The sequence below is a fragment of the Micromonospora sp. C28ISP2-4 genome (assembly GCF_030519385.1).
Taxonomy (GTDB): Bacteria; Actinomycetota; Actinomycetes; order Mycobacteriales; family Micromonosporaceae; genus Micromonospora; species Micromonospora tulbaghiae.
This window is the reverse complement of the sequence record NZ_JAUMKG010000001.1, coordinates 1,717,069-1,739,470: the sequence shown is the minus strand read 5'-3', so window position 1 is coordinate 1,739,470 and position 22,402 is coordinate 1,717,069. Positions and strand designations below refer to the sequence as shown.

Genomic DNA, 22,402 nt, shown 5'->3' with positions numbered 1-22,402 from the left:
GTGACCGATACTCCCGAGTCCACCCCGAACGAGCCGGAGACCCCGGAGACACTGGCTGCGGTCGTCCAGCACGACCGGATCGAGCCGGTCGGCCTCGAGGTCGAGATGCAGCGCTCGTACCTCGACTACGCGATGAGCGTCATCGTCGGGCGGGCCCTGCCGGACGTCCGGGACGGGCTCAAGCCGGTCCACCGCAAGATCCTCTACGCCATGTTCGACTCCGGCTACCGGCCGGACCGCGGGTACGTGAAGTGCTCCCGCGTCGTCGGCGACGTGATGGGCCAGTTCCACCCGCACGGCGACTCGGCCATCTACGACGCTCTGGTCCGGATGGCGCAGCCGTGGTCGCTGCGCTACCCGCTGGTCGACGGCAACGGCAACTTCGGCTCGCCCGGAAACGACCCGGCCGCCGCCATGCGCTACACCGAGTGCAAGCTCGACCCGCTGGCGATGGAGATGCTGCGGGACATCGACGAGGACACCGTCGACCTGCAGGACAACTACGACGGCCGGGCCAAGGAGCCCACCATCCTGCCGTCGCGTATCCCCAACCTGCTGATCAACGGCTCCGAGGGCATCGCGGTCGGCATGGCCACCAAGATCCCGCCGCACAACCTGCGCGAGATCGGCGCGGCGGTGCAGTGGTGCCTGGAGCACCCGGAGGCCGACGAGGCCACCGCGCTGGAAGCCCTGCTGGAGATCGTCAAGGGTCCGGACTTCCCGACCCACGGCCTGATCGTCGGCCAGGCGGGCATCCAGGACGCGTACCGGACCGGGCGCGGCTCGATCCGGATGCGCGCCGTGGTCGAGGTCGAGGAGGACAAGCGGGGCCGGCCGGCGCTCGTGGTCAGCGAGCTGCCCTACCAGGTCAACCCGGACAACCTCGCCGAGCGCATCGCCGAGCTGATCAAGGAGGGCAAGCTCGCCGGCATCGCCGACATCCGCGACGAGTCCTCCGGGCGTACCGGCATGCGGATCGTCCTGGTGCTCAAGCGCGACGCGGTCGCCAAGGTGGTGCTGAACAACCTCTACAAGCACACCCAGCTCCAGGAGACGTTCGGCGCCAACATGCTGGCGCTGGTCGACGGTGTGCCGCGCACGCTCAACCTGGCCCAGTTCATCCTCTACTACGTCGAGCACCAGATCGAGGTGATCCGGCGGCGGACCGCGTTCCGGCTGCGCAAGGCCGAGGAGCGGGCGCACATCCTGCGTGGTCTGTCCAAGGCGCTGGACGCGCTGGACGAGGTGATCGCCCTGATCCGCCGCTCGCCCACTGTGGAGGACGCCCGGCAGGGCCTGATCCGGCTGCTGGACATCGACGAGGTCCAGGCGACCGCGATCCTGGACATGCAGCTGCGCCGGCTCGCCGCCCTGGAGCGGCAGCGGATCCTGGACGACCTGGCGAAGCTCGAACTGGAGATCGCCGACCTCAAGGACATCCTGGCCAAGCCGGAGCGGCAGCGGCGGATCGTCTCGGAGGAACTGGGCGAGATCGTCGCGAAGTGGGGCGACGAGCGGCGTACGAAGATCGTCCCGTTCGACGGCGAGGTCTCGATGGAGGACCTCATCGCCCGCGAGGACGTGGTGGTGACGATCACCCGCACCGGGTACGCGAAGCGGACCAAGGTCGACCTCTACCGGTCGCAGCGGCGCGGCGGGAAGGGCGTCAGCGGGGCGACGCTCCGCCAGGACGACATCGTCAGCCACTTCTTCGTATGCTCTACCCACGACTGGATCCTGTTCTTCACGAACAAGGGTCGGGTCTACCGGGCGAAGGCGTACGAGCTTCCCGAGGCCAGTAGGGTGGCCAAGGGCCAGCACGTGGCCAACCTGCTCGCGTTCCAGCCCGACGAGCAGATCGCGCAGATCATTGAAATCCCGAACTACCAGGTGGCCCCCTACCTGGTACTGGCCACGAAGAACGGCCTGGTGAAGAAGACGCGGCTCGAGGAGTTCGACTCCAACCGTTCCGGCGGCATCATCGCGATCAACCTGCGCGATGAGGACGAACTGGTCGGTGCGGTCCTGGTCGCTCCGGAGGACGACCTGCTGCTCGTGTCGAAGAACGCCCAGGCGATCCGCTTCAACGCCACCGACGAGGCGCTGCGCCCGATGGGCCGGGCCACTTCCGGGGTGATCGGCATGCGCTTCAGCGGCGAGGACGAGTTGCTCGCGGTCGAGGTGGTGCGAGAGGGTCTGGACGTTCTGGTCGCGACGAACGGGGGTTACGCGAAACGTACCCCGATCGAGGAATACCCGGTCCAGGGCCGGGGAGGTAAGGGCGTGCTGACCGCGAAGATCACCGAGCGACGCGGTGGCCTGGTCGGCGCGGTCGTGATCGATCCGGAGGACGAGCTGTTCGCCATCACGAGCAACGGCGGCGTCATCCGGACTCCGGTGAAGCCTGTACGCCGTACGCGTGACCGGAACACAATGGGGGTCAAGCTGATGGACCTCCCGGACGGCGTGACTATCGTGGCGATTGCTCGCAATGCCGACGAGCCTGACGAACAGGACTAGTTGATGACGGAGACACAGGCGAAGTCGGGGAACAAGGGGACCTCGGCCACTCCGGTCGAGGAGGAGGCCGCGCAGGGCGGCACACCAGCGACCGGCCGCGCGGCTGTGGGCCGGGCCACGGTTCCCGCCGACGCGCCTGCCCCGAAGTTCACCCGGGCTCCCGGCATGGCCCCGCCTCCGGACAAGCCGGGAGAGGACTCCGGTTCCCGGGACTCGGCCGAGACCAAGGTCGACGCTCCGACGTCGGCCGACGGTCTGGCCGCTCCGGCCGGCAAGCCCGCGAACGCCACGAGCACCCAGCCGATCACCCCGTCGGCCACCGGCCGGGCCTCCACCGGGACGACCGGCACGCAGCCGCGGATCGGCGCCGGCCTGGGCACCGCCCCGAAGGCGTCGCCCGACGGCTCGCGCCCGAGCGGTGCCGCGAGCGCCCAGACCCGGCCCGCCAACGGTGGCGGCCTGCCGCCGGGCATCAGCGGCGCGGCAGCCGTCGGCGCCGCGCGCGTGGGTGAGGCGGTACGCGCCGCGCGTACCTCGGTCAGCTCGGCCGCGTCGCGCGGACCGCGACGGGCCCGGCTGAACCTGAAGCGGATCGACCCGTGGTCGGTGATGAAGTTCGCCTTCGCGGTGTCCGTGGTGCTCTTCATCGTGGTCGTCGTGGCGACGTCGGTGCTCTACCTGGCGCTTGACGCCATGGGTGTGTTCAAGAGCGTCAACGACAGCCTCACCGACCTGGTGAACGCCGGCGGCGGCCAGGGTGGCGGCGGCTTCCGGATCACCGCCAAGGGCGTGATCCTGACGTCGGCGCTGATCGGCCTGGTGAACGTCGTGCTGTTCACCGCGCTGGCCACGCTCAGCGCGTTCGTCTACAACGTCTGCGCCGACCTGGTCGGCGGGATCGAGCTGACGCTCGCCGAGCGGGACTGATCGACTCGACGCCGGGGCACCGCGTAAAGCGGTCGCCCCGGCGTCGTGCGTCCGGGTAGGTTCGAGATGGCGCGGGTGCTTCCACCACAGACCCCGATTTGGGCGCGGTGGAGGCGATGGGTTAACCTTGCTCGTCGCTACGCGGGGCTATAGCTCAGTCGGTTAGAGCGCAGAGCTGATAACTCTGAGGTCGCTGGTTCGATTCCAGCTAGCCCCACCGCACATCGTCCGACGACAGTCGAGCGCGAGGGGTCAAGCACATGTTCAAGAAGCTCCTGATCCTGGCCGGCATCGTCGGTGTGGCCGCCGTCGTGGCCAAGAAGGTCAAGGCCTCGAACGACGAGCGCGCCCTGTGGCACGAGGCGACCACGGCACCCGACCTGCGCTGAACGCCGTCACGGGGCCCTAGCTCAACTGGCAGAGCACTGCCTTTGCAAGGCAGGGGTTAGGGGTTCGAGTCCCCTGGGCTCCACCAGCATTTCCCTTCGCTGATCTCGGGTTCGAGAAGAGCCGAGCGGTCACGCCGTCCCTCCTCGCCCAGCACCCGATCGATGGCCGAGGCAGGCAGGGTTCAGCACCGACGCCGATCCACCGCGTAGGCCAAGCCCGCACAAGGGTCCGGAACATCGGCTCACGTCGTCAGCTGTGTCTGCGGGGTTCATGCGGCGTTTTTCTGCAGTGCGGGGCCGAGGAGCAGCCCTCCGTCGATGACGTACTCGGCGCCGGTGATGAAGGCCGCGTGCGGCGACGTGAGGAACAACAGCAGCGCCGTGATGTCGGCGGGCTGCCCGAGTCGCGGGACGGCGTACGGCTCGGGCGAGTAGAAGTCGGCGATCGGGGCGTCGCTGCCGGCCGCCGGCTCGGTGATGAACGGAGTGTCGACAACGCCGGGGTGGATCGCGTTGACGCGGATGTTGTCGCGGCCCAGCTCGAGGGCAGCGGTCTGAGTAAGCCCCCGAACTGCCCATTTGCTGGCGACATAGGGGGCGTAGAAGGCAGTACCGCCGATGCCCATGGTGGAGGCGATGTTGATGATCGATCCTCCCCCGGCGCGCCGCAGCGCCGGGGCGGCTGCCTTGATGCCGAGGAACGTGCCGGTGAGGTTGACGTCGAGGATGCGGGCCCACGTGGCCCGGTCGGTGGACTCGATGAGGGCCGGCGGGTTCTGCACCCCGGCGTTGTTGACCAGGATCGTGAGCGCGCCGAAGGCCTTCTCGGTCTCCGCGACGGCGGCGGCCCACGACTCCTCCTGAGACACGTCGAGGCGGACGAAACGCGCCCGGTCCCCCAGTTCGGTGGCGAGGCCGGCACCACGCTCGGCGTCGATGTCACCGATGACGACGTTGGCACCTTCGGCATGCAGCGCGCGAACGTGGCTGGCCCCCTGTCCACCGGTGCCGCCGGTCACGAGAACGGTCTGATTGGCGAAGCGGGACATCGGATCCTCCGAGTTGTGTACGAGGAGCGTCAACCCGAAACCGGGTGGTGAGTCAAGCAACTCACCACGCCGAAGCTACGCCTGAGCAAGTGGTGAGTCAACCCACTCACCTCGCTATGATGGGCCGATGACCCCAGCGCCATCGGCCTATCACCAGCGCGTGGCGGAGGAGAAGCGCGCGCTCATCGTCCAGGCCGCGACTGAGCTCTTCCTCGAGCTGGGCTACGACCGGGCATCACTGGCGCGCATCGCCGACAGTGCCGGCGTGTCCAAGGCAACGCTGTTCAAGCAGTTCCCGACGAAGGCGGCGTTGTTCGACGCCATCGTCGTCGACTCGTGGGCCGAGAAGGACGTCGCCGACGTGCCGCCCGCCGGTGACCTGACGGCCGGCCTGACCGTTCTGGGACGGCGCTACGCGGCCCTGGTGAGCCAGCCGGAGATGACCGATCTGTTCCGCATCGTCATCGCGGAACTGCCACGCTTTCCCGAGCTGGCCAAGGCGCACTTCTCGCAGGGCAAGCTGCCGTACTTCGAGTCCGTCCGGCTCTACCTTCTGGCCGAGCGCGACGCGGGATCCGCCGACATCGCCGACGCGGAGATGGCCGCTACGCAGTTCCTCGGGATGATCTCGAACTACCTGTTCTGGCCCGGCCTTCTGCTCCCGGACTGGACGGTGACGCCCGCCCGCGCAGCCGAGATTGTGGAAGAAGCCGTCCGAACCATGGTTGCCCGATACGGCACCGACGACGCTGATTCCTGACAGCCGTCCCGGCCGGATGAAGGTCAGTCCTCAGATGCGGGCGTCTCCCCGGGCCGCGTCCGTTCGGTCGTCACCGTAGCGTGCTCGACGGACCCGGCTTCCGCGCCTTGTTCACCGAGGATGGAGCGTTCAACGACATGCCGAATTCGCAGACGTTCCGCGGGGACCAGATTCTGCAGGCGCTGACGGCACTCGCCGGCGTCTTTCCCGACATCCACCGGACTTGCTCGAAGAATCCAGGGAACGCATCTCGACGGGTTCCCGACTCCGATCGGCGAGATCCGCCCCACCGGTAACCGTGTCGATGTGCCCTCGGTAGATCTCTGCTACCTCCGTGCAGGGAAGATCGAAAGCTTCAACTGTTACAACGCGGCGAACGTGTTGCTCGCTCAGATCGGGGCCGGTCCCGACTTCAAGTCGGCAATCGAGGCCGCCGGGACAGCCGGCTCGGGGGCGTAGCCCTACCAATCGGTACAGAACGTGATCCTGGTCATGAACCGATCGGTACAGATTCCTGTTACGGTCGTTGCAGAACCGAGCGGTACAAAACTCGGACGCGACGACCGGCCCGGGGACACGGGTCGGCACCAACAGACGAGGAAGAACGATCATGAGCTCCACCGTGACGGATGCAGGCATGTCCACCCAGGAACTGCGGGACTTCTACCTGCGGTACGTCGAGCTGGCGAACAAGCGGGAGTTCGCGCGCATGGCCGACTTCGCCCACGAGGAGGTCGTCATGAACGGCACCCCGGTCAAGATGGCGGACATGGTGGCCGAGTTCTACAAGCACGTGGAGGCGGTCCCGGACCTCCACTGGGAGATCCAGGACCTCGTCGTCGAGGGCGACACGATCGCCGCCCGGCTCGTCGACACGGGCACCCCGGTCAAGGAGTGGAACGGCCTGGCCCCCACCGGTGCGTCGGTGTCGTTCACCGAGACCGCCTTCTACCGGGTCCAGGACGGCAAGTTCAAGTTCATGTCGTATCTGATGGACACCGACTCGGTGCGGCGGCAGCTCGCCGGCTGATCCGTCACCCCGAACGGCGTGTCGCGACCTCGCCGCCGGCCTTCGCTCGTCGAGGCCGGCGGCGGTTCCGTGTGCCGGCGTCACGGTCCCTGCGCGGCGCGGTCGATGGCGGCGCCGGTCCGGGTTCGCCGAGCATCAGCGCGACCACCGCGGCGAGCAGCACGACCGACCCGAGAACGGCGGTCACGGTGAGCCGTTCGTCCAGCAGCAGCACCGCGATCAGCGCCGCCGTCACCGGCTCGACGAGCGCGACGACCGACGCGGTGGTCGCCCGGACCGCGGCCAGACCGGCGAAGAACAGGGTGTACGCCACGGCGGTGGGCGCCACGGCGAGGAAGGCGAGCAGACCCACGGTCTGGCGGGTGTCACCGGCCGTGGGCAGGATCCCTTCGAGCAGGGCCAGGGGCAGCAGGCAGATCATCCCGACGGCGAATCCGCCCAGTAGCGACGTCCGCCCGCCACCGTCCCGGCCGAGCTTCCGGTTGAGCACGGTGACGGCTGCGTACCCGCCCGCGGACAGCAGCGCGCAGGCCAGGCCCAGCGCCGGTGCGGGGGCGCTGCCGGCGCTACCACCGCCCAGCAGCAGGAACAGGCCGACGAGTGCTGCCGCGACGGTGACTGCGCCGGATCGGCCGAGTCGCTCGCCGAGGGTCAGGCGGGAACCGAGGGCGATGAGGATCGGCCCGGCGCCGAGGGTGACCATGGTGGCGACGGCCAGGCCGGCGTACCCCACTGCGGCGAAGTACGCCGTCTGGTAGACGGCCAGACCCACGCCCGTCGTCACGACCTGCCGCCACCGGTGGCGGGATGGAGCGCGGACGGAGCCGGACGGTCGCCGCAGTGTCAGGTGTCCGGCGGCGAGCAGCAGGACGCCACCGGCGAACCGCCAGAACGAGACGGCGATCGGGCCCAGCCCGCTGGTGTCGTAGAGGACGGCCGCCGCGGCGCCGCCGGTGCCCCAGGCGATCGCCGCCATGAGGATGTACAGGGTTCCTCGCCCCACTGTCGGGGGCACAGTCTTGCGCACGGGATTCTCCGTTGTCGTCGCCGCCCGGGCACCGCGAACGGACCCGGGCTCTGGGTGCGGGAGCCGGGTTCGGTGAACGGCGTCGTTACCGGGTGACCGGTGGCGGCGAGACAACGCGGAAGGTCATGTCCGCACCCTAGCCGCGCGCAGTCGATCGACCGCCTGTTTTATCGCCGCCACCCGGGTCGCGAGCGGTCCCGCCGGCACGTCGACGAGGTCGAATCCCGCCTCGCGGTACGTCAGCTCGTGGACCCGCTCGAAGACGAGCGACTCCTCGAAGCTGATCCGCCGGGCTGCGGTCGCCTCGACGAAGCCCTGATTCCTTACGAAGAAGACGGTCCGTTCGTAGTGACGCTCGACAATTATGCGCTCGATCTCGTCGAGCAGCACGGGCGGCGGCGTCATGCCGAGGTGGCGGCACAACGCGAGCGTGCAGACGGGTGAGCGGTCGTGGAACACCACGTCGCCGCCGAGAATCCCGGCCCGGCGCCGACGCCTCCGCTGGAGATCCAGCACCCGCTCGACGAAGTCCGGTTCACGCCACGGTTCGGGCCGGCCGAGCGCCTGACGCAGCGCGATCACGTCGGTCGCGGCCTCCTCCACGACGGGATGGCCGTCGGTCTCCAGGTGGCGCAGGATCGCGGTCTTACCGGAGCCGGGAGCGCCGGTGAGGATGAATCCGGGCATGACTTACTCCGATGGCGGGCAGCCTCTTGATAGGCAAGCTTCTACTTGCATATGGTGGGCCATGTGGGCGATCTGTACCAGGCGCTGGCCGATCCCACCCGCCGCCTGATCCTCGACGAGCTGACCGAGCGCGACGGTCAGACCCTGTTCGAGATCTGCGGCAGACTGGCCACGAAGCACCAGGTCGGCTCGTCCCGGCAGGCGATCTCCCAGCACCTCGACGTCCTGGAGGCCGCCGGCCTGATCGTCACGCGTCGGCAGGGTCGCTACAAGTTCCACCACCTCGACACCCGGCCGCTGCGGTCCATCACCGAGCGATGGCTCAGGTCCGCCGCACCCACCCAGGAGAACCCATGAGAATCAACCTCACCAGCGTGTACGTCGACGACCAGGACAAGGCCCTGCGCTTCTACACCGAGGTGCTCGGCTTCGTGAAGAAGACCGACGTGCCGACCGGGGAGTACCGCTGGCTGACTGTGGTCTCACCGGACGCCCCGGACGGCGTGGAACTGCTGCTGGAGCCCGACGCGCACCCGGCCGCCAAGGCGTTCAAGGAGGCGCTCGCGGGCGACGGCATCCCGCTGACGCAGTTCGCTGTGGACGACGTGGCCGCCGAGCACGAGCGGCTGCGAGGCCTCGGCGTGCTGTTCACCCAGGAGCCGGTCGACATGGGCCCGGTGACCACCGCCGTGTTCGACGACACCTGCGGCAACCTGATCCAGATCGCACAGTACCGGTAGCCCACCGGCTGGTCGCTCAGTCAGCCGAGCCGGTCGAGCAGTTCGCGGCTGCGGCTCACCACCAGTGCTGTCGCCTCCGGGTCGTACGAGGGCAGCGAACTGTCGGTGAACAGGTGCCGGTCGCCGGGGTAGACGTACAGCTCGCCGCGCTCGGGACCGACGATCGACACCAGCTCGCGGGCGGCGTCCACGTCTCCTTCCAGCCCGAAGAACGGGTCCTTCTCCATGCCGTGCACCTGCACCGCCACCCCGTCGGGCCAGGGACCGATCGCCCACTCGCCGGTCACCGGCAGGCAGGCTTCGTAGAGCAGGGCGGCCCGGGCGCCGGCCCGGGTCTGGGCGAGCCGCTGGGCGATGGCGGCGCCCCAGGAGACGCCCGCGTAGACGAGGTCCGTGGGCAGGTCGGCGACGAGCGCGTCGGCGCGCTGGTCGAGGACGTCACCGCCGATCCGCTTGATCAGCGCGGCGCCGTCCTCGATGGTGGCCGGCAGTTCGCCGTCGAAGAAGTCGGGGACGTGGACGGTGTGCCCACCGGAGCGCAGAGAGTCGGCGAGCGCGCGGACCCCGTCCGTGAGCCCCTGAATGTGGTGGAAGAGCACGATCTCGGCCATCACTACACTCCTGAGTTGTCAGACCAGAGTTATCGAACGAACCAGAATCTTAGAACGGTCGAGAAATGTCGGTCAATGAGCGAATCCCGGACTACGACCTCGACGACCTGCTCGTGGTCACCGCTCCGGAGCAGTTGCGCGCGCTCGCCGACCCCCTGCGGGGCACGCTGCTCGAACTGCTCCTGGAGCGCGCCGCCACTGTCAACGAGATGGCCCGCGCCGTCGACCGTCCCAAGAGCAGCGTGGCGTACCACGTGAACCAACTGGTGGACGCCGGTCTGCTGCGCGTGGTGCGGACCCGGCGGGTACGCGCCATCGAGGAGCGGTTCTACGGCCGGGTCGCCCGCACCTACTACGTCGGCGCGCTCAGCCGGGCGGAGGACAAGCAGGTGGTGTCCCGGATCAACGGGCTCGCCGAGGCGGCAGCCGAAGCGGCGGCCGCACACGCCGCCGACGAACTGCGGTGCACGCTCGTGCACGCGCGCATCCCGATCGAGGACGTCCGCGAGTTCTGGGCGGAGGTGCAGGCGTTGGCCCGGCGGTTCGCGCAGATCCCCCGCGCCGGGGACCAGGTGTACGGCTTCGCCGCCGGCCTCTACCCGACGGACGCGCCCACGCTCCCCGACACGGAACCCGACACCGACAGGCGCGACTGACGGCCCACCACTCCGGGACGGCAACCCGGCAGGGTCCTGCCGGGGCGGCGCCCCGGGCAGGCTAGCGTCGGAAGCGTGAGCACCGGATCCCCGCGCGTCCTGCCGGCCGAGCGCGGCATCGACGAGGCAGCCGCCGTCCTGCGCGCCGGCGGGCTGGTCGCGTTTCCCACCGAGACGGTCTACGGCCTCGGCGCGAACGCGCTCGACGCCCGGGCCGCGGCGCGGATCTTCGAGGCGAAGGCGCGGCCCAGCTTCGACCCGCTGATCAGCCACCTGGCCGACGCCGCCGACCTGCCCGCACTGGTGGGCGAGGTGCCGGCGGCGGTGGGCGAGCTGGCGAAGCGGTTCTGGCCCGGCCCGCTCACCCTGATCGTGGACCGGCCGGAGATCATCCCGCCGATCGTCACCTCCGGCCTGGACACCATGGCGGTACGCGTACCGGACGAGCCGTCGGCGCGGGCGCTGATCGCGGCCGCCGGTGTACCGGTGGCCGCGCCGAGCGCGAACCGGTTCGGTCAGCTCAGCCCGACCCGGGCCGAGCACGTGGTGGCCGGGCTGGGCGGCGCGGTGGACGTGGTGCTCGACGGCGGGCCCACCCGGTGCGGGATCGAGTCGACGATCGTGGACGCCCGGGGCGACCGGCCGGTGGTGCTGCGGCTGGGCGCGCTGCCGGTCGAGGCGCTGGTCGAGGCGGTCGGCCCGGTCGAGGTGCGCCAGGGCAGCTCCGGCCAGCCGGTCGCGCCCGGGACGCTGGCCGCGCACTACGCCCCGCGTACCCCCTTGCGGTTGGGCGCCGCGGCCGAGCCCGGCGGCGGCCGGCGGGGATTCCTGGCCTTCCGGGAGCCACCGGCGGACGGCGACTGGGCGGCGGTGGAGGTGTTGTCGCCCGACGGCGACGTGACGGTGGCGGCGGCGCACCTGTTCGACGCGCTGCACCGGCTCGACGCCGCCGGCGTGACCGAGATCGTCGCCGAGCCGGTGCCGGAGACCGGCGTGGGCCGCGCGATAAACGACCGGCTGCGCCGCGCCGCCGCCACCTGGCACTGACCTCGCGAATGGCCCTGCTGCCCGGGGGTAGGAGATGAGCAGACAACCCCCCAGGAAGCGAGGTGTGACGCGAATGCCGACCGCACGCGAGATCATGACGAACGACGTGAGCTGCGTCCGCGAACAGGACGACCTCCGCAGCGCCGCCCGCCGGATGGCCGAACTCGGGGTGGGTTCACTGCCGATCTGCGGCGACGACAACCGTCTCAAGGGAATGATCACCGACCGGGACATCGTGGTGAAGGTGCTGGCCCAGGGGAAGGACCCGGCCCAGGTCACCGCCGGTGAACTGGCACAGGGCGAGGCGGTGACCATCGGCGCCGACGACGACGCGGCCGAGATCCTGCGGACGATGGGACAGCACAAGGTACGGCGGCTGCCGGTGATCGACGGGCACGAACTCGTCGGCATCGTGGCAGTCGCCGACGTGGCCCGGTCGCTGCCGGACCGGCCGGTCGGTGACCTGATCGAGGCGATCTCCGAGCGGGCCTGACCGGTCCGCCCGAGCCGCGCCCCCCCCCCGGGGGAGCCGGGGGGGCGGCGCACCCCGGGCACGGCGGCAGCGGCACCGTCTCGCCGCGCAGGACGGTACGGACCTGGCCGGCGAAGCCGCGTCGCCGGGCCTCCTCGACGAAGTGCCGCAGCGGCGACCGGAACACCGGATAGTCGTCGTAGTGGATCGGTACGGTCAGCGAAGGCCGGATCAGCTCCACCACGTCGGCGCCCTGCCGGGCGTCCATGGTGAGCAGGATGCCGGCGATCCGGGTGCCGCCGAGGTGGATCAGCATGGCGTCGATGTCCGGGAAGCGGGCGGGGATCTCGGCGAGCTGCGGGCGGCGCAGCGTGTCCCCGGTGACGTAGAGGCGGAAGCGCCGCTGCCCGCCCTGTTCCAGGTCGATCAGGCTGCCCATCACGTCGGGGAGCGCGCGGTCCAGCAGGCCCGGCCCGTGCTGGCCGGGCAGCGCGGTCAGCCGCAGCGTCTCGTCGCCCCGGTGCAGCTCGTACGCGCGCCAGGTGGGCAGCCCCTCCGCCGCGCCGAAGCCCCAGCGGCGCAGCTTCCGTTCCGCCTGCGGTGTGGTGAGGATCGGCAGCGACCGGTCCAGGCCACGCCGGGCGACCCGGTCGAAGTGGTCGCCGTGCAGGTGGGACAGGACCACCGCGTCCAGCGGGGGCAGTTCGGGGATGGTCAGTGCCGGGTCGGTGCTCCGCTTCGACCACAGTCCCCGGCCCAGGTACGCCCGCTGCCCCCGGTGCAGGAAGTTCGGGTCGGTGAGCAGTGTGAAACCGCCGATCCGCAGCACTGTGGTCGCCGTACCGACGAACGTCACCTCAGGCGTCATGTCCTTCGCCGTACCCCTGATCGGGTCGCCCATGCGAGCCGGGCTGCGGCAGGCGGTCGACCAGCTTGGTCAGCGTGCCGTTGGCGAACGTCGCGCCGAGCGCCGAGCCGGTGGCGATGGTCCAGCCCACCGGGCCGAGCGGGGTGCAGCCGAAGAACTGGCTGACGCCCGGCGTCTGCACGACGGCCACGAGCACACCAACCGACGCGGCGGTGGCGGCGAGCACGCTGGGACTGGTGCCGCCGGCCAGCACCGTCTGCCCGAGCTGCGTGCCGATCAGCGAGGCGAGCGCTACGGTGCTCGCCCGCCGCCGGGTGCCGGTCCACCTGGCGATCGTCCAGCCGGCGGTCGCGCCGAGCGTGGTCGACGCCGCGCGCAGCCCGATCTCCCGGGTCATGGTGACGCCGAGCGACGAGTCCGGCCCCTCCCGCAGCAGGTGGTCGGCGCTGTCGTCGGCGGGCGGGCGGACCGCGATGGCGAGCGCGGGCGCCAGGTCGGTGAGCAGGTTGACCAGCAGCAGTTGCCGGCCGTTCAGGGCGGACCGGCCGGTCGCGGCGGCGGTCAGCACGCTGAACGCGATCTCACCGAGGTTGCCGCCGACCAGGATGCTCAGCGCGTGCCGTACCGACGACCACATGGCCCGTCCCTCGACGAGCGTGGCGATGATCGTCTCCAGCCGGTCGTCGGTGACCACCAGGTCGGCGGCGGCGCGGGCGGCGGGAGTGCCCCGCTGGCCGAGCGCGATGCCGACGTCGGCGAGCCGGATCGCCGGGGCGTCGTTGGCGCCGTCACCTGTCATCGCGACGGTGCGGTCCTGGCGCTGCAACGCCTGGATGATCCGTACCTTGTGGGCGGGCGTGCAGCGCGCCACCACGTCGGTGGCCATCAGGCGCTCGGCGAGCGCGGCGTCGTCCAGCCGGTCCAGGTCGGTGGCGGTGACCACGCGCTGCCCGCCGTCGTCCGGGCTGATCGTGGCGGCGATCGCCTCGGCGGTGGCCGGGTGGTCGCCGGTGATCATGACGGTGTGCACGCCCGCGGCCCGGATCCGGGCCACCGCCGGCCGGGCGCTCTCCCGCACCCCGTCGGCGAGCGTCAGGAAACCCACGAAGACCAGCCCGTCGACCTGCTCGTCGCTCACCTGCTCGGTGGAGACCGGGCACTCGGCCACGGCGAGGACGCGGTGCCCGGCGCCGGCCCGCCCGGCCAGCATCGCCTGCACCTCCTCGCGTCCGGCCGCGTCGAGCGGCCGGTCGCCCTCGGCGGTGCGGCGCGACGCGCAGCGCGGCAGCACCGACTCGGGGGCGCCCTTGACGCTCAGCAGCAGCCCGTCGGCGGTGCGGCCGACAGCGGCGCTGTAGCCCCGGGACGGCTCGAACGGCAGCCCGGCCGTGGCGGTCCAGTCCGCCGCTCCGGTCCGCTCGTCCACCCCGGCGGCGTCCGCGCCGCGGCGTACCGTGCGGTCGGTCTGCTGCGGCAACTCGTCCGGGTCCTCCGCCGACGGGGTGGCCCGCACCGCGGCGGCCAGCGTCGACCGGAGCGGTTCGTCCAGTTCGTCCAGCACCGCGTACCGGCCGTCACCAGTACCGACCCCGGCCAGCAGCAGCTTCCCCTCGGTGAGCGTGCCCGTCTTGTCGAAACAGAGCACGTCGACCCGGCCCAGCGCCTCGATCGTCCGGGGGTTGCGGACCAGCGCGCCGTGCTCGGCCAGCCGCCGCGCCGCCGCCAGCTGCGCGGCGCTGACCAGGAACGGCAGCCCCTCCGGCACCGACGCCACGGCCAGGTTCGCGGCGGTCGCCGCCGTTTCGGCAAGGGGTACGCCCCGAAGCAGCCCCGCGCCGGCCACAGCGATCGCCGAGGCGGCCGCCAGGGGTACGGCGCTGCTCGTCAGCTTGCCGAGTCGCGCCTCCACCCCACTGGCGGGCGGGGCCTCCCGGGCCATGGCGAGGCTCCGACCGGCCTCGGTCTCCGCACCGGTGGCCACCACGACGGCGGTTCCGTGCCCGGCGGCGACAGTGGTGCCCTCGAACAGCATCGAGTGCCGTTCGGCGATGGCCGCCGCCACCACCGGTTCGGAGCTCTTCGCCGCCGGCAGCGACTCACCGGTCAGTGACGACTCGTCCGCCTCCAGCCCGTCGCTCGTCAGCACCCGGCAGTCGGCCGGTACGGCGTCCCCGGAGCTGATCGTGATCACGTCGCCGCGTACCAGCTCCTCGGCGGGCACCACCCGCTCCTCGCCGTCGCGCAGCACCCGGGCGGTGACCGCCGAGCGGGACAGCAACTCGGCCAGGGACCGTTCGGTGTTGCGCTGGTGCACCGCGCCGACCAGCGCGGATCCGCCCACGACACCGCCGACCAGGGCCGCGTCGACGAGCGAGCCGAACGCGGCGGAGAGCGCCGCACCGGCGGCCAGCACCGGGGTGAGCGGGTTGGACAGCTCCTCGACGAACGTGCGGAGCAGTCCGGCCGGCCCGTGGTCGTCCCCGATCTCGACGCGCCGACGGCGGGCCGCCTCCTCGTCGGTCAGCCCGCACGGGCCGGTGTCGAGCTGGTCCAGGACGGTCTGCGCCGGCATGAGATGCCAGGCGGTGAGCGCGGGCATCGGGGCGCCGGTGCGGTCCGACAGCCGGTGCGCCCGGAACACGCCGTGCGCGAACGCGAGCGCCGCCGCGCCGTTGACCGCCGCCAGGGCCGGGCGGGGCAGTCGCCGCCGGTCGGCGGTGAACGCGCCGAGCGCGCCGAGCCCGCTGCCGGCCATGGCGATCCGGACGTTCTGCTCGGTCATCCGGCGGGCCACCCCGGCGGCGTCGACGAGCAGGGCCGGTACCCGCAGGTCGTCGCCGACCAGCAGATGCGCGCCCCACGGCGGCAGGTCGTCCGGGCCGTACACGCCGAGGCCACAGTCGGACGCGGCGAGCGCCGACCGCTCACCGGACACCACCATCACCACAGCGCCCTCACGTTGCAGGTCGTGCACCGCGTCGGCGAGCCGGGGACCACCGGGTACGAGCAGGTCCGCGAAGTCGTACCGGCCGTCGTCCGCGCCGCCGACCACGAGCCGCAGCCCCGCCTGCCGGGCGGCCGACGCCAGCGCGTCCACGCCGGGCGCGGGCTCCGGCTCGACCCGCAGTACGGCGGCGAGCCGGCCGTTCTCGGCCAGCCCGAGCAGCCGTCCACCGTCGGCGCGCAGCCGGGCGCTGTCCGGGGTGTCCCCGGGATCGTCGGCACCGAGGCGGTCCAGCGGGCCGATCCGCCAGCCGTCGTCGGCGCGTACCGCGTCCGGCTCGGCCGGGTCGAACAACGCGAACGCCCTGCTGGCGACCTGCCCGGTGTCGGCGTCGGCCAGCGGCGCGAGATCGACCAGGACGCCCCGGTCCGAGCCGAGCACCGCCGCGTCCAGCACCACGGTGTCGATCCGGTCCAGCTCCCGCAGCACGCTGCGGTCCATCGCGATCACGCCGCGCCGGGCGAGCATCCGGCCGAGCTGGGCGCCGTACCCCTCGCGGCCGGAGCCGGGCGCCTTGGGCAGCGAGGACAGCGCCAGCGCGGCGGCCCGCTTCGGTCCCAGCACCGGCAGCGCCGCCGCCCCGGCGACCGCCCCGGCCGGGAGCACCCGCTTGGCGTACCGCTCGGGCTGCCCGTCCGGCACCGGACAGGGCCGTTCGCCATCAGGCACCCGGGCGACCGCGTGCTCCGGGTCGCCGGTCAGGCGCGGTTCGGCCCGCCGCCACGCGGTCAGTTGCGCGGCACCCTCACCCCACTGCACGACGCGCTGCGCACCGTCGAGCACGATGCCCGCCCAGCCGCCGGTGAGACCCTGCACCACGGCCTCGGCCAGCGGGAACAGCAGCTCGGCGCGAGGGTCGGCGCGGATGCCCAGGCCGGCCAGCGCGTGCAGCTTCGGGTGCAGGTCGACAGCGCCCAGCAGCCCGGCCACCTCGGCGGGAATCGGGGTCAGCGGCAGCACGCGGGTGGCGGCGGAGATGCCCAGCCCGAGCACGTCGGACAGCAGCGCGCCGAACGTCCGGGCGGTACGCGGGCCGTCCTCGGGCGGCTGCGGCGGTTCGATCTCCGGATCCGGCTCGTACGGGCAGGTCCGCTCGACGCGCGCCACCGTGGCGATCAGATCGCGCAGCTTCGGCGCCGGATCCCCGGTGGCCACGACCACCCGGCCCGACGGCGCGTTCACCCGCGCCCAGTCCACGCCCGGCATCGACTCCAGCGCCGCCTCGACCTGGCGGGCCAGCCGGTCACCGCCGTCCTGGCAGACGCCGTGCACCTCGATGTGGTGGCGGCCGTCCTGCGACCAGACCCGGCGGCTGGTCAGCCCGGTGAGGCGGGCCAGCCGGGCCGCGGCCGTACCGACGCTGCCCGCGACCTCGGTGACCCGGGCCGGCACGGCGTCAGTGGGCAGGGCCGACCCGACGGTACGCGCGACGCGCGCGGCGGCCTCCGGTACGACAGTCGGCGACAGCAGGAGGCCGGCGAACCGTCCCAGCGCCATCTCGCCTCCCGGTCTCGTCCCGGCGGCCCGACTTCCCGGCGCGGCGTCCGTTATGCCACCCGACGGCAGAAGTTTCCGGGCGTCGGGCCGCCGTTCCCGCGTGGACGAGACGCGCGCCACAGTTGACCTCAACCGGGGGTGAGGTCCGAGGCTGAACGCCATGACCAGCATCACCGCCGTACCGGCTGACCCACCCGTCGACCTGTGGTCGCCGCGCCTGCGGGCGATGACTGTGGGCAGTGTCGCCCTGGTGTCCCTGCTCGCGTTCGAGGCGCTGGCGGTGGGCACCGCCATGCCGACGGTGGCGCGCAGCCTCGACGGGCTCGGCCTGTACGCGCTGGCATTCGGCGGCCCGTTCGCCTCCGGCGTGGTGGCGATGGTCGCGTCCGGCATCTGGTGCGACGCGCGCGGGCCGCGCCCGGCCATGTGGCACGGGGTCGTCTGGTTCGTCGCCGGGCTGGTGGTGGCCGGCGCCGCCACGACCATGGAGGTGCTTGTCGTCGGGCGGGTGGTGCAGGGTTTCGGCTCCGGACTGGTCTCGGTGGCGCTCTACGTGGTCGTCGGTCAGGCGTACCCGGAGCAGTTGCGGCGGCGGATCTTCGCGGCGTTCGCCGCGGCCTGGGTGGTGCCGTCGCTCGTCGGTCCGGCGCTGGCCGGGCTGATCGTGGAACACCTGGGCTGGCGGTGGGTGTTCCTCGCGGTGCCGGCGGTGGCGATCCCGGCGGCGCTGCTGGTCCAGCCGGGGCTGCGGGCGCTGACCGCCACCGTGGCGACCCGGCCGCCGGCCGGCGCGCTGGCCCGGATCGGCTGGGCCTGCGGGGCGGGGGCGAGCGCCGCACTGCTGCACTACGGGGGGCAGCAGCGCGGCGCGCTCGCCGCCGGTCTGATCGCCGTGGCGCTGGCCGGGCTGCTCGCCTGCGTGCCGCACCTGCTGCCGGCCGGTTTCCTGCGCGCGGCGCGGGGACTGCCGACGGTGATCGGCCTGCGCGCGCTGGCGTCGGCGGCGTTCGTGGCCGCCGAGGTGGTGATCCCGCTGATGCTGTCCCGGGAGCGTGGTTTCTCGCCCACCGGTGCCGGCCTGGTGCTGACCGTGGGGGCGCTGTCGTGGTCGGTGGGCTCGTGGATCCAGGGGCGGATCGGCTCACCCCGCTCGGCGGCGACGCTGCCCCGGGCCGGGCTGGCCTGCATCACGATCGGTACGGCGGGCGTGGCGTCGGCGCTGGTGCCCGGACTGCCGGTGCTGCCGGCCGTGCTCTTCTGGTCGGTGGCCGGGCTGGGCATGGGCCTGCTCTATCCGTCGTTGTCGGTGCTCACCCTGGCGCAGTCCGCCCCGGCCGAGCAGGGCCGCAACAGCTCCGCGCTGCAACTGGGCGACTCGCTCGCCGCCGCCACAGTGCTGGCGCTGACCGGCGCGGTGCTGGCCGCCGGCGCGTCCCCCGGCCCGGCCGGCTACGCCACCACGCTGGCCGTGGCCGCCGCCTGCGGCCTGCTCGGCCTGGTCGTGGCCGGTCGAGTGGTACCCCGCCCCACCCCCTGACCCCCACCCGTTCCACCCTGCCCCTCCCGGTTGATCAAGGAGTTTGTGTCAGATTCCGGGCCGCCATCCGACACAAACTCCTTGATCGATCGGAAGGGCGAGGGGAGCGGACGGCCGAGGGGGTGCGGGCTCGGCCGAGTGAACCGGGCCGGGCAGGCCGTCGGGTGGCGCAGGATCGGGTGGGGGGCGTAGCGGTCGGGCGGCTGTCACGATCCCGGTCGGCGTTCCGTCCCACCGGAGAGCCGCGCCGTGCCGGCGGAAGGCTGGGACGGGTGACGGTGTGAGCGGGAGGAGTGGCGATGCGGGTGCTGGTGACCGGGGCGACCGGGCGGCTCGGGCGGGTGGCGGTGCCGCGGCTGCGGGACGAGGGCTTCAACCTGCGTGCGACGAGCCGCCGGCCGCGTACCGGGGACGGGGTCGAGTGGGTGACCGCCGACCTGGCCACCGGCGCCGGGCTGGCGGAGGCGGTCGCCGGGGTGGACGCCGTGCTGCACCTGGCCTCGTCGCCGAACCGGCGCACCCACGACGTCGACGTGCTCGGCACCCGCCGGCTTGCCGTGGCCGCCGGTCACGCCGGGGTGCGCCACCTGGTCTTCGTCTCGATCGTCGGCGTCGACCGGGTGCCGCTCGGCTACTACCGGCACAAGCTCGCGGCCGAGCAGGTGGTGGCCGCCGGGCCGGTGCCGTGGAGCGTGCTGCGGGCGACCCAGTTCCCGGAGTTCCTGGCCGGGCTGCTCAGCGGCGCGAGCCGCCTCGGCCCGGTGATCGGGGACCGTGCGGTGCTCGCCCAGCCGGTCGACCCCGGTGAGGTGGCGGGCCGGCTCGCGGTCCTGCTGCTGGCCGGTCCGTCGAACCGGGTGGAGGACTTCGGCGGTCCGGAGGTGCTGCGTTTCGACGAGGCGGCCCGGGCCTGGCTCGCGGCACGGCGGGTGCGCCGTCCGCTGCTGCCGGTACGGATCCCCGGCCGGCTCGGGCGGGAGCTGCGCGCGGGTGGTCTCACCACGACCGCCACGCCGGCCGGCACCCGGACCTGGGCCGACTACCTCGCGGACACGTACGGGGGAACCGGCGGAAGATGAGAAACGGTCGGGTCCGCACCGCCCTACGGTGACCGCATGCTGGTCTTCGTCGCCACAGTGGTTCTCTACGTCTTCGGCTTCGTCTTCCTCTACGGCGTGATCCGGGTCGGCGTCCGGCACGGCATCGAGGACGCCGAGGCGAACCGTCCCGAGGTGCTGCGCCGCCGGCAGCTCACCACGACCGAGAGCCGGGACTTCGCGCAGGAGAACGCGTTCCTCACCAATCCCAACTGAAGGGCGCGACCGGGGCCCGGCGAGTCGATCCGCCCGGCGGGTGCGAGGATCGCGCCATGATGGGGACGCTGAAGACGGAGCCGGCCCGGACCCGGCTCGACCTGCTCGCCCCGCCGGTCGCCGCAGCGGTGCAGGTGTGGCCGGACGAGGCCCCGGTGGACGTGGACGACGTACTGGTCGCCCCGATCGACGCCGACCTGGCCGACACCGCTGCCTTCTGCGAGGCGTACCAGGTGGGGCTGGAGGAGTCGGCCAACTGCGTGGTGGTCGCCGGTAAGCGCGGCGGCGAGACCCGGTACGCGGCCTGTGTCGTGCTCGCCACCACCCGTGCCGACGTCAACGGCGTGGTCCGCAAGCTGCTGGACGTGCGCAAGGCGAGCTTCGCGCCGATGGCCGAGGCGGTCGAGTTGAGCGGCATGGAGTACGGCGGGATCACGCCGATCGGCCTGCCGGCGGACTGGCCGATCCTCGTCGACTCCCGGGTGATCGCCACACCGCACGTGATCATCGGGTCGGGCGTACGGCACAGCAAGATCGCCCTGCCCGGGCCGGCGCTCGGCGCGCTGCCCGGGGCGAGGGTGGTGGAGGACCTGGCCAGGCCGGCCTAGGACCTCATCCGCTTCGATCTTGTTCCACGTGAAACATCAGGCTGCCGCTTCGCGCTGCGCCACCTCGCGCAGCGCGGCGAGCAGCGTCTCCGGCTCCTGCGCGCCGGTGACCGCGTACTTCCCGGCCAGCACGAACGTCGGCACGCTGGAGACGCCGAGCTGGTGGGCGGTGCTCAGGTCGGCGGCGACCTCCCGGCGGCCCAGGTTCGACTCCAGGTACTGCCGCGCCTCGGTCTCGTCCAGTCCGGCCTCGCCGGCCAGCGTGACGAGCGCGTCGATCGAGCCGACGTCGACGCCGTCGTGGAAGTGCGCCCGGTAGAGCCGCTCGACCATCTCGGCGGAGCGGCCGTGCTCGGTGGCGAACCGCACCAGCCGGTGCGCGTCGAACGTGTTCGCCGCCACGGCGCGGTCGAACCGCAGGTCGAGGCCCGCGCCCGCGGCGACACCCGTCACGTGCGCGGCCATGCCCTCGGCCTTGTCCCGCCCGCCGAACTTGTCGCCGAGCGCCTCCAGCAGCGGCTTCGGCTCGGTGACCGGCGTCGGGTCCAGCTGGAACGGCCGGAACCGCACAGTCACGTCGCCGTCGTACGACTCAAGGGCCTGTTCCAGCCGGCGCTTGCCGATCCAGCACCAGGGGCAGACCACGTCGGCGTAGATCTCGATGTCCATGACCAGCGACAACCCGCGGGTCAGGAGATCTGTTCCCGGACCTGGCGCTTGAGCCGGGCCAGGATGGCGGTGCCGCCGCGTACGCGCAGCGGGCTGATCGCCTGTGCCAGGCCCATCCGCTGGTAGAGGTCGTCCGGTACGGCCAGCACCTCCTCGGCGCTCGCCCCGGCCAGCCCTTCGGCGAGGATGCCGGCGAACGCCCGGGTGGTGGGCGCCTCCGGCGGGCAGTCGAAGACGGTGCTCACGGTCTTGTCCGCGTTCACCTCGGCACGCAGGAAGAACGCGGTCTGGCACTCGGGAACCTGCTCCAGCTCCTCCCGGTTCACGCCCTCGGGCAGGGACGGGATCACGTCGGCGAACTCCAGCAGCATCTCCAGGACGACGTCGCGGGGCGCGGCGGCGAACTCGTCGACGATCTCGGCCAGCTTGGTCGGCATCTCGGGCATGGGTCGAGGCTATCCTCCGCCGCGCGTCGCCACCCGGCGGTGCCGGGCGGGGCCCCACCGTACGTGCGGGGCCCCGTCCTCACGCGTTCGGTGCGGCCTCGCTGATGTCGCTGAGCGCCGACTGGGGGTCGAGCTGCATGGCGAGGTCGCCGAGGGAGACGATGCCGACGAGCTTGCGGTCGCTGTCGCACACGAGCACCCGGCGGATGTTGCGCTCGCGCATCAGCGCCGCCGCCTCGTTCGCCGTGCAGTGCTGCTCGATCATCACCACCTCGCGGGTGATGATCGAGCCGATCGTGGTGGTGCCGGGGTCGGCGCGCTCGGCGACCGCCCGGACCACGATGTCGCGGTCGGTCAGCATGCCGGCGAGCGTGGCGCCGTCGGTCACCACCACGTCGCCGATGTCCGACTCCTTCATCACGCGGGCCGCCTCGTCCAACGGGGTCTCCGCCGAGAGGTAGACCACCTGCCTGGTCATCACGTCACTGACGCGGAACATGAGAGCCTCCGAAAGCTTCGGTCGATCCGTCTGCGGTACCCGGTGG

Annotated in this window: 22 protein-coding genes, 2 tRNA genes and 1 pseudogene; 16 read left to right on the top strand and 9 right to left on the bottom strand. The window is 72.2% G+C overall.

What is annotated here, in order from left to right; translation table 11 throughout:
• The 5 genes from gyrA to Q3W68_RS08430 all read left to right on the top strand — a co-directional run bounded on the left by gyrA (position 1) and on the right by Q3W68_RS08430 (position 3,922).
• Entirely contained in the window at positions 1-2,520 is a 2,520-nt protein-coding gene (gene gyrA, locus Q3W68_RS08450) for a DNA gyrase subunit A (RefSeq protein ID WP_302904880.1), read from the top strand.
• 3 nt (positions 2,521-2,523) lie between these two features.
• The gene (locus Q3W68_RS08445; protein ID WP_302904879.1) at positions 2,524-3,447 is read left to right on the top strand and encodes a DUF3566 domain-containing protein; all 924 of its coding nucleotides are present in this window, start codon (positions 2,524-2,526) and stop codon (positions 3,445-3,447) included.
• Between the two features lie 143 nt (positions 3,448-3,590).
• A tRNA-Ile gene (locus tag Q3W68_RS08440) sits at positions 3,591-3,664 on the top strand.
• Between the two features lie 43 nt (positions 3,665-3,707).
• A complete protein-coding gene (locus Q3W68_RS08435; protein ID WP_013283222.1) occupies positions 3,708-3,836 on the top strand; it encodes a DLW-39 family protein in 129 nt (42 codons plus the stop codon).
• 10 nt (positions 3,837-3,846) lie between these two features.
• Positions 3,847-3,922, top strand: a tRNA-Ala gene (locus Q3W68_RS08430).
• Positions 3,923-4,105: 183 nt separating this feature from the next.
• Here the strand turns inward: Q3W68_RS08430 and Q3W68_RS08425 are convergent.
• A complete protein-coding gene (locus Q3W68_RS08425) occupies positions 4,106-4,885 on the bottom strand; it encodes an SDR family NAD(P)-dependent oxidoreductase (protein WP_302904878.1) in 780 nt (259 codons plus the stop codon).
• A gap of 127 nt (positions 4,886-5,012) precedes the next feature.
• On the opposite strand from Q3W68_RS08425, the gene Q3W68_RS08420 reads away from it, so the two are divergent.
• Positions 5,013-5,645: a TetR/AcrR family transcriptional regulator gene (locus Q3W68_RS08420; RefSeq protein WP_302904877.1), complete on the top strand. Its 633-nt coding sequence runs from the start codon at positions 5,013-5,015 to the stop codon at positions 5,643-5,645.
• 637 nt (positions 5,646-6,282) lie between these two features.
• The gene (locus Q3W68_RS08415; RefSeq protein ID WP_121685445.1) at positions 6,283-6,675 is read left to right on the top strand and encodes an ester cyclase; all 393 of its coding nucleotides are present in this window, start codon (positions 6,283-6,285) and stop codon (positions 6,673-6,675) included.
• 4 nt (positions 6,676-6,679) lie between these two features.
• Here the strand turns inward: Q3W68_RS08415 and Q3W68_RS08410 are convergent, their stop codons facing one another.
• Together Q3W68_RS08410 and Q3W68_RS08405 are read right to left on the bottom strand one after the other, a co-directional pair.
• Positions 6,680-7,702, bottom strand: coding sequence for a DMT family transporter (locus Q3W68_RS08410; RefSeq protein WP_302904876.1), 1,023 nt, complete (start codon positions 7,700-7,702; stop codon positions 6,680-6,682).
• A 123-nt stretch (positions 7,703-7,825) separates the two neighbouring features.
• Positions 7,826-8,389: an AAA family ATPase gene (locus tag Q3W68_RS08405; protein WP_302904875.1), complete on the bottom strand. Its 564-nt coding sequence runs from the start codon at positions 8,387-8,389 to the stop codon at positions 7,826-7,828.
• A gap of 51 nt (positions 8,390-8,440) precedes the next feature.
• Between Q3W68_RS08405 and Q3W68_RS08400 the strand changes: the two genes are divergently transcribed.
• On the top strand, positions 8,441-8,746 hold the full coding sequence (locus Q3W68_RS08400) for a helix-turn-helix transcriptional regulator (RefSeq protein ID WP_302904874.1): 306 nt from the start codon (positions 8,441-8,443) through the stop codon (positions 8,744-8,746).
• Positions 8,743-9,129: a VOC family protein gene (locus Q3W68_RS08395; RefSeq protein WP_302904873.1), complete on the top strand. Its 387-nt coding sequence runs from the start codon at positions 8,743-8,745 to the stop codon at positions 9,127-9,129. Before Q3W68_RS08400 ends, Q3W68_RS08395 begins: the two co-directional genes overlap by 4 nt.
• 20 nt (positions 9,130-9,149) lie before the next feature.
• Here Q3W68_RS08395 and Q3W68_RS08390 read toward each other — a convergent pair whose 3' ends face one another.
• Complete coding sequence (locus tag Q3W68_RS08390; RefSeq protein ID WP_302904872.1) at positions 9,150-9,740, bottom strand: dienelactone hydrolase family protein; 591 nt, start codon at positions 9,738-9,740, stop codon at positions 9,150-9,152.
• A 65-nt stretch (positions 9,741-9,805) separates the two neighbouring features.
• Between Q3W68_RS08390 and Q3W68_RS08385 the strand changes: the two genes are divergently transcribed.
• From Q3W68_RS08385 to Q3W68_RS08375, 3 genes and pseudogenes are all read left to right on the top strand, one after another.
• Positions 9,806-10,396 carry a helix-turn-helix domain-containing protein gene (locus Q3W68_RS08385; protein ID WP_302904871.1) on the top strand — a complete coding sequence of 197 codons (591 nt, stop codon included), beginning with the start codon at positions 9,806-9,808 and terminating at the stop codon, positions 10,394-10,396.
• A gap of 99 nt (positions 10,397-10,495) precedes the next feature.
• Entirely contained in the window at positions 10,496-11,443 is a 948-nt protein-coding gene (locus tag Q3W68_RS08380) for an L-threonylcarbamoyladenylate synthase (RefSeq protein ID WP_302904989.1), read from the top strand.
• A 34-nt stretch (positions 11,444-11,477) separates the two neighbouring features.
• Positions 11,478-11,825 (top strand): annotated as a pseudogene (locus tag Q3W68_RS08375) (CBS domain-containing protein); the annotation flags it as partial.
• Here Q3W68_RS08375 and Q3W68_RS08370 read toward each other — a convergent pair.
• A complete protein-coding gene (locus Q3W68_RS08370; RefSeq protein ID WP_302904870.1) occupies positions 11,719-12,783 on the bottom strand; it encodes an MBL fold metallo-hydrolase in 1,065 nt (354 codons plus the stop codon). The pseudogene Q3W68_RS08375 and the gene Q3W68_RS08370 overlap by 107 nt on opposite strands.
• Positions 12,773-17,284, bottom strand: coding sequence for an HAD-IC family P-type ATPase (locus Q3W68_RS08365; RefSeq protein WP_302904869.1), 4,512 nt, complete (start codon positions 17,282-17,284; stop codon positions 12,773-12,775). Before Q3W68_RS08365 ends, Q3W68_RS08370 begins: the two co-directional genes overlap by 11 nt.
• Before the next feature lie 160 nt (positions 17,285-17,444).
• On the opposite strand from Q3W68_RS08365, the gene Q3W68_RS08360 reads away from it, so the two are divergent.
• From Q3W68_RS08360 to Q3W68_RS08345, 4 genes are all read left to right on the top strand, one after another.
• A complete protein-coding gene (locus Q3W68_RS08360) occupies positions 17,445-18,821 on the top strand; it encodes an MFS transporter (RefSeq protein WP_302904868.1) in 1,377 nt (458 codons plus the stop codon).
• Positions 18,822-19,120: 299 nt separating this feature from the next.
• Complete coding sequence (locus tag Q3W68_RS08355) at positions 19,121-19,900, top strand: SDR family oxidoreductase (protein ID WP_302904867.1); 780 nt, start codon at positions 19,121-19,123, stop codon at positions 19,898-19,900.
• Between the two features lie 36 nt (positions 19,901-19,936).
• Positions 19,937-20,134, top strand: a complete 198-nt coding sequence (locus Q3W68_RS08350; RefSeq protein ID WP_013283252.1) for a hypothetical protein — start codon at positions 19,937-19,939, stop codon at positions 20,132-20,134.
• A gap of 59 nt (positions 20,135-20,193) precedes the next feature.
• Positions 20,194-20,742 carry a YbaK/EbsC family protein gene (locus tag Q3W68_RS08345; protein WP_302904988.1) on the top strand — a complete coding sequence of 183 codons (549 nt, stop codon included), beginning with the start codon at positions 20,194-20,196 and terminating at the stop codon, positions 20,740-20,742.
• A gap of 36 nt (positions 20,743-20,778) precedes the next feature.
• Here Q3W68_RS08345 and Q3W68_RS08340 read toward each other — a convergent pair whose 3' ends face one another.
• The 3 genes from Q3W68_RS08340 to Q3W68_RS08330 all read right to left on the bottom strand — a co-directional run bounded on the left by Q3W68_RS08340 (position 20,779) and on the right by Q3W68_RS08330 (position 22,356).
• Positions 20,779-21,411, bottom strand: coding sequence for a DsbA family protein (locus Q3W68_RS08340; protein WP_302904866.1), 633 nt, complete (start codon positions 21,409-21,411; stop codon positions 20,779-20,781).
• A 20-nt stretch (positions 21,412-21,431) separates the two neighbouring features.
• Entirely contained in the window at positions 21,432-21,857 is a 426-nt protein-coding gene (locus Q3W68_RS08335) for a SufE family protein (RefSeq protein WP_302904865.1), read from the bottom strand.
• Between the two features lie 79 nt (positions 21,858-21,936).
• Positions 21,937-22,356, bottom strand: coding sequence for a CBS domain-containing protein (locus tag Q3W68_RS08330; RefSeq protein ID WP_120572489.1), 420 nt, complete (start codon positions 22,354-22,356; stop codon positions 21,937-21,939).
• Between the last annotated feature and the right edge of the window lie 46 nt (positions 22,357-22,402).

Bases quoted from the DNA above. Each gene is read 5' to 3' on its own strand.
- Q3W68_RS08445 (WP_302904879.1), top strand. From the start codon at position 2,524: ATGACGGAGACACAGGCGAAGTCGGGGAACAAGGGGACCTCGGCCACT.
- Q3W68_RS08435 (WP_013283222.1), top strand. From the start codon at position 3,708: ATGTTCAAGAAGCTCCTGATCCTGGCCGGCATCGTCGGTGTGGCCGCC.
- Q3W68_RS08425 (WP_302904878.1), bottom strand. From the start codon at position 4,885: ATGTCCCGCTTCGCCAATCAGACCGTTCTCGTGACCGGCGGCACCGGT.
- Q3W68_RS08420 (WP_302904877.1), top strand. From the start codon at position 5,013: ATGACCCCAGCGCCATCGGCCTATCACCAGCGCGTGGCGGAGGAGAAG.
- Q3W68_RS08415 (WP_121685445.1), top strand. From the start codon at position 6,283: ATGTCCACCCAGGAACTGCGGGACTTCTACCTGCGGTACGTCGAGCTG.
- Q3W68_RS08405 (WP_302904875.1), bottom strand. From the start codon at position 8,389: ATGCCCGGATTCATCCTCACCGGCGCTCCCGGCTCCGGTAAGACCGCG.
- Q3W68_RS08400 (WP_302904874.1), top strand. From the start codon at position 8,441: ATGGTGGGCCATGTGGGCGATCTGTACCAGGCGCTGGCCGATCCCACC.
- Q3W68_RS08395 (WP_302904873.1), top strand. From the start codon at position 8,743: ATGAGAATCAACCTCACCAGCGTGTACGTCGACGACCAGGACAAGGCC.
- Q3W68_RS08390 (WP_302904872.1), bottom strand. From the start codon at position 9,740: ATGGCCGAGATCGTGCTCTTCCACCACATTCAGGGGCTCACGGACGGG.
- Q3W68_RS08385 (WP_302904871.1), top strand. From the start codon at position 9,806: ATGTCGGTCAATGAGCGAATCCCGGACTACGACCTCGACGACCTGCTC.
- Q3W68_RS08370 (WP_302904870.1), bottom strand. From the start codon at position 12,783: ATGACGCCTGAGGTGACGTTCGTCGGTACGGCGACCACAGTGCTGCGG.
- Q3W68_RS08365 (WP_302904869.1), bottom strand. From the start codon at position 17,284: ATGGCGCTGGGACGGTTCGCCGGCCTCCTGCTGTCGCCGACTGTCGTA.
- Q3W68_RS08360 (WP_302904868.1), top strand. From the start codon at position 17,445: ATGACCAGCATCACCGCCGTACCGGCTGACCCACCCGTCGACCTGTGG.
- Q3W68_RS08355 (WP_302904867.1), top strand. From the start codon at position 19,121: ATGCGGGTGCTGGTGACCGGGGCGACCGGGCGGCTCGGGCGGGTGGCG.
- Q3W68_RS08350 (WP_013283252.1), top strand. From the start codon at position 19,937: ATGCTGGTCTTCGTCGCCACAGTGGTTCTCTACGTCTTCGGCTTCGTC.
- Q3W68_RS08345 (WP_302904988.1), top strand. From the start codon at position 20,194: ATGGGGACGCTGAAGACGGAGCCGGCCCGGACCCGGCTCGACCTGCTC.
- Q3W68_RS08340 (WP_302904866.1), bottom strand. From the start codon at position 21,411: ATGGACATCGAGATCTACGCCGACGTGGTCTGCCCCTGGTGCTGGATC.
- Q3W68_RS08335 (WP_302904865.1), bottom strand. From the start codon at position 21,857: ATGCCCGAGATGCCGACCAAGCTGGCCGAGATCGTCGACGAGTTCGCC.
- Q3W68_RS08330 (WP_120572489.1), bottom strand. From the start codon at position 22,356: ATGTTCCGCGTCAGTGACGTGATGACCAGGCAGGTGGTCTACCTCTCG.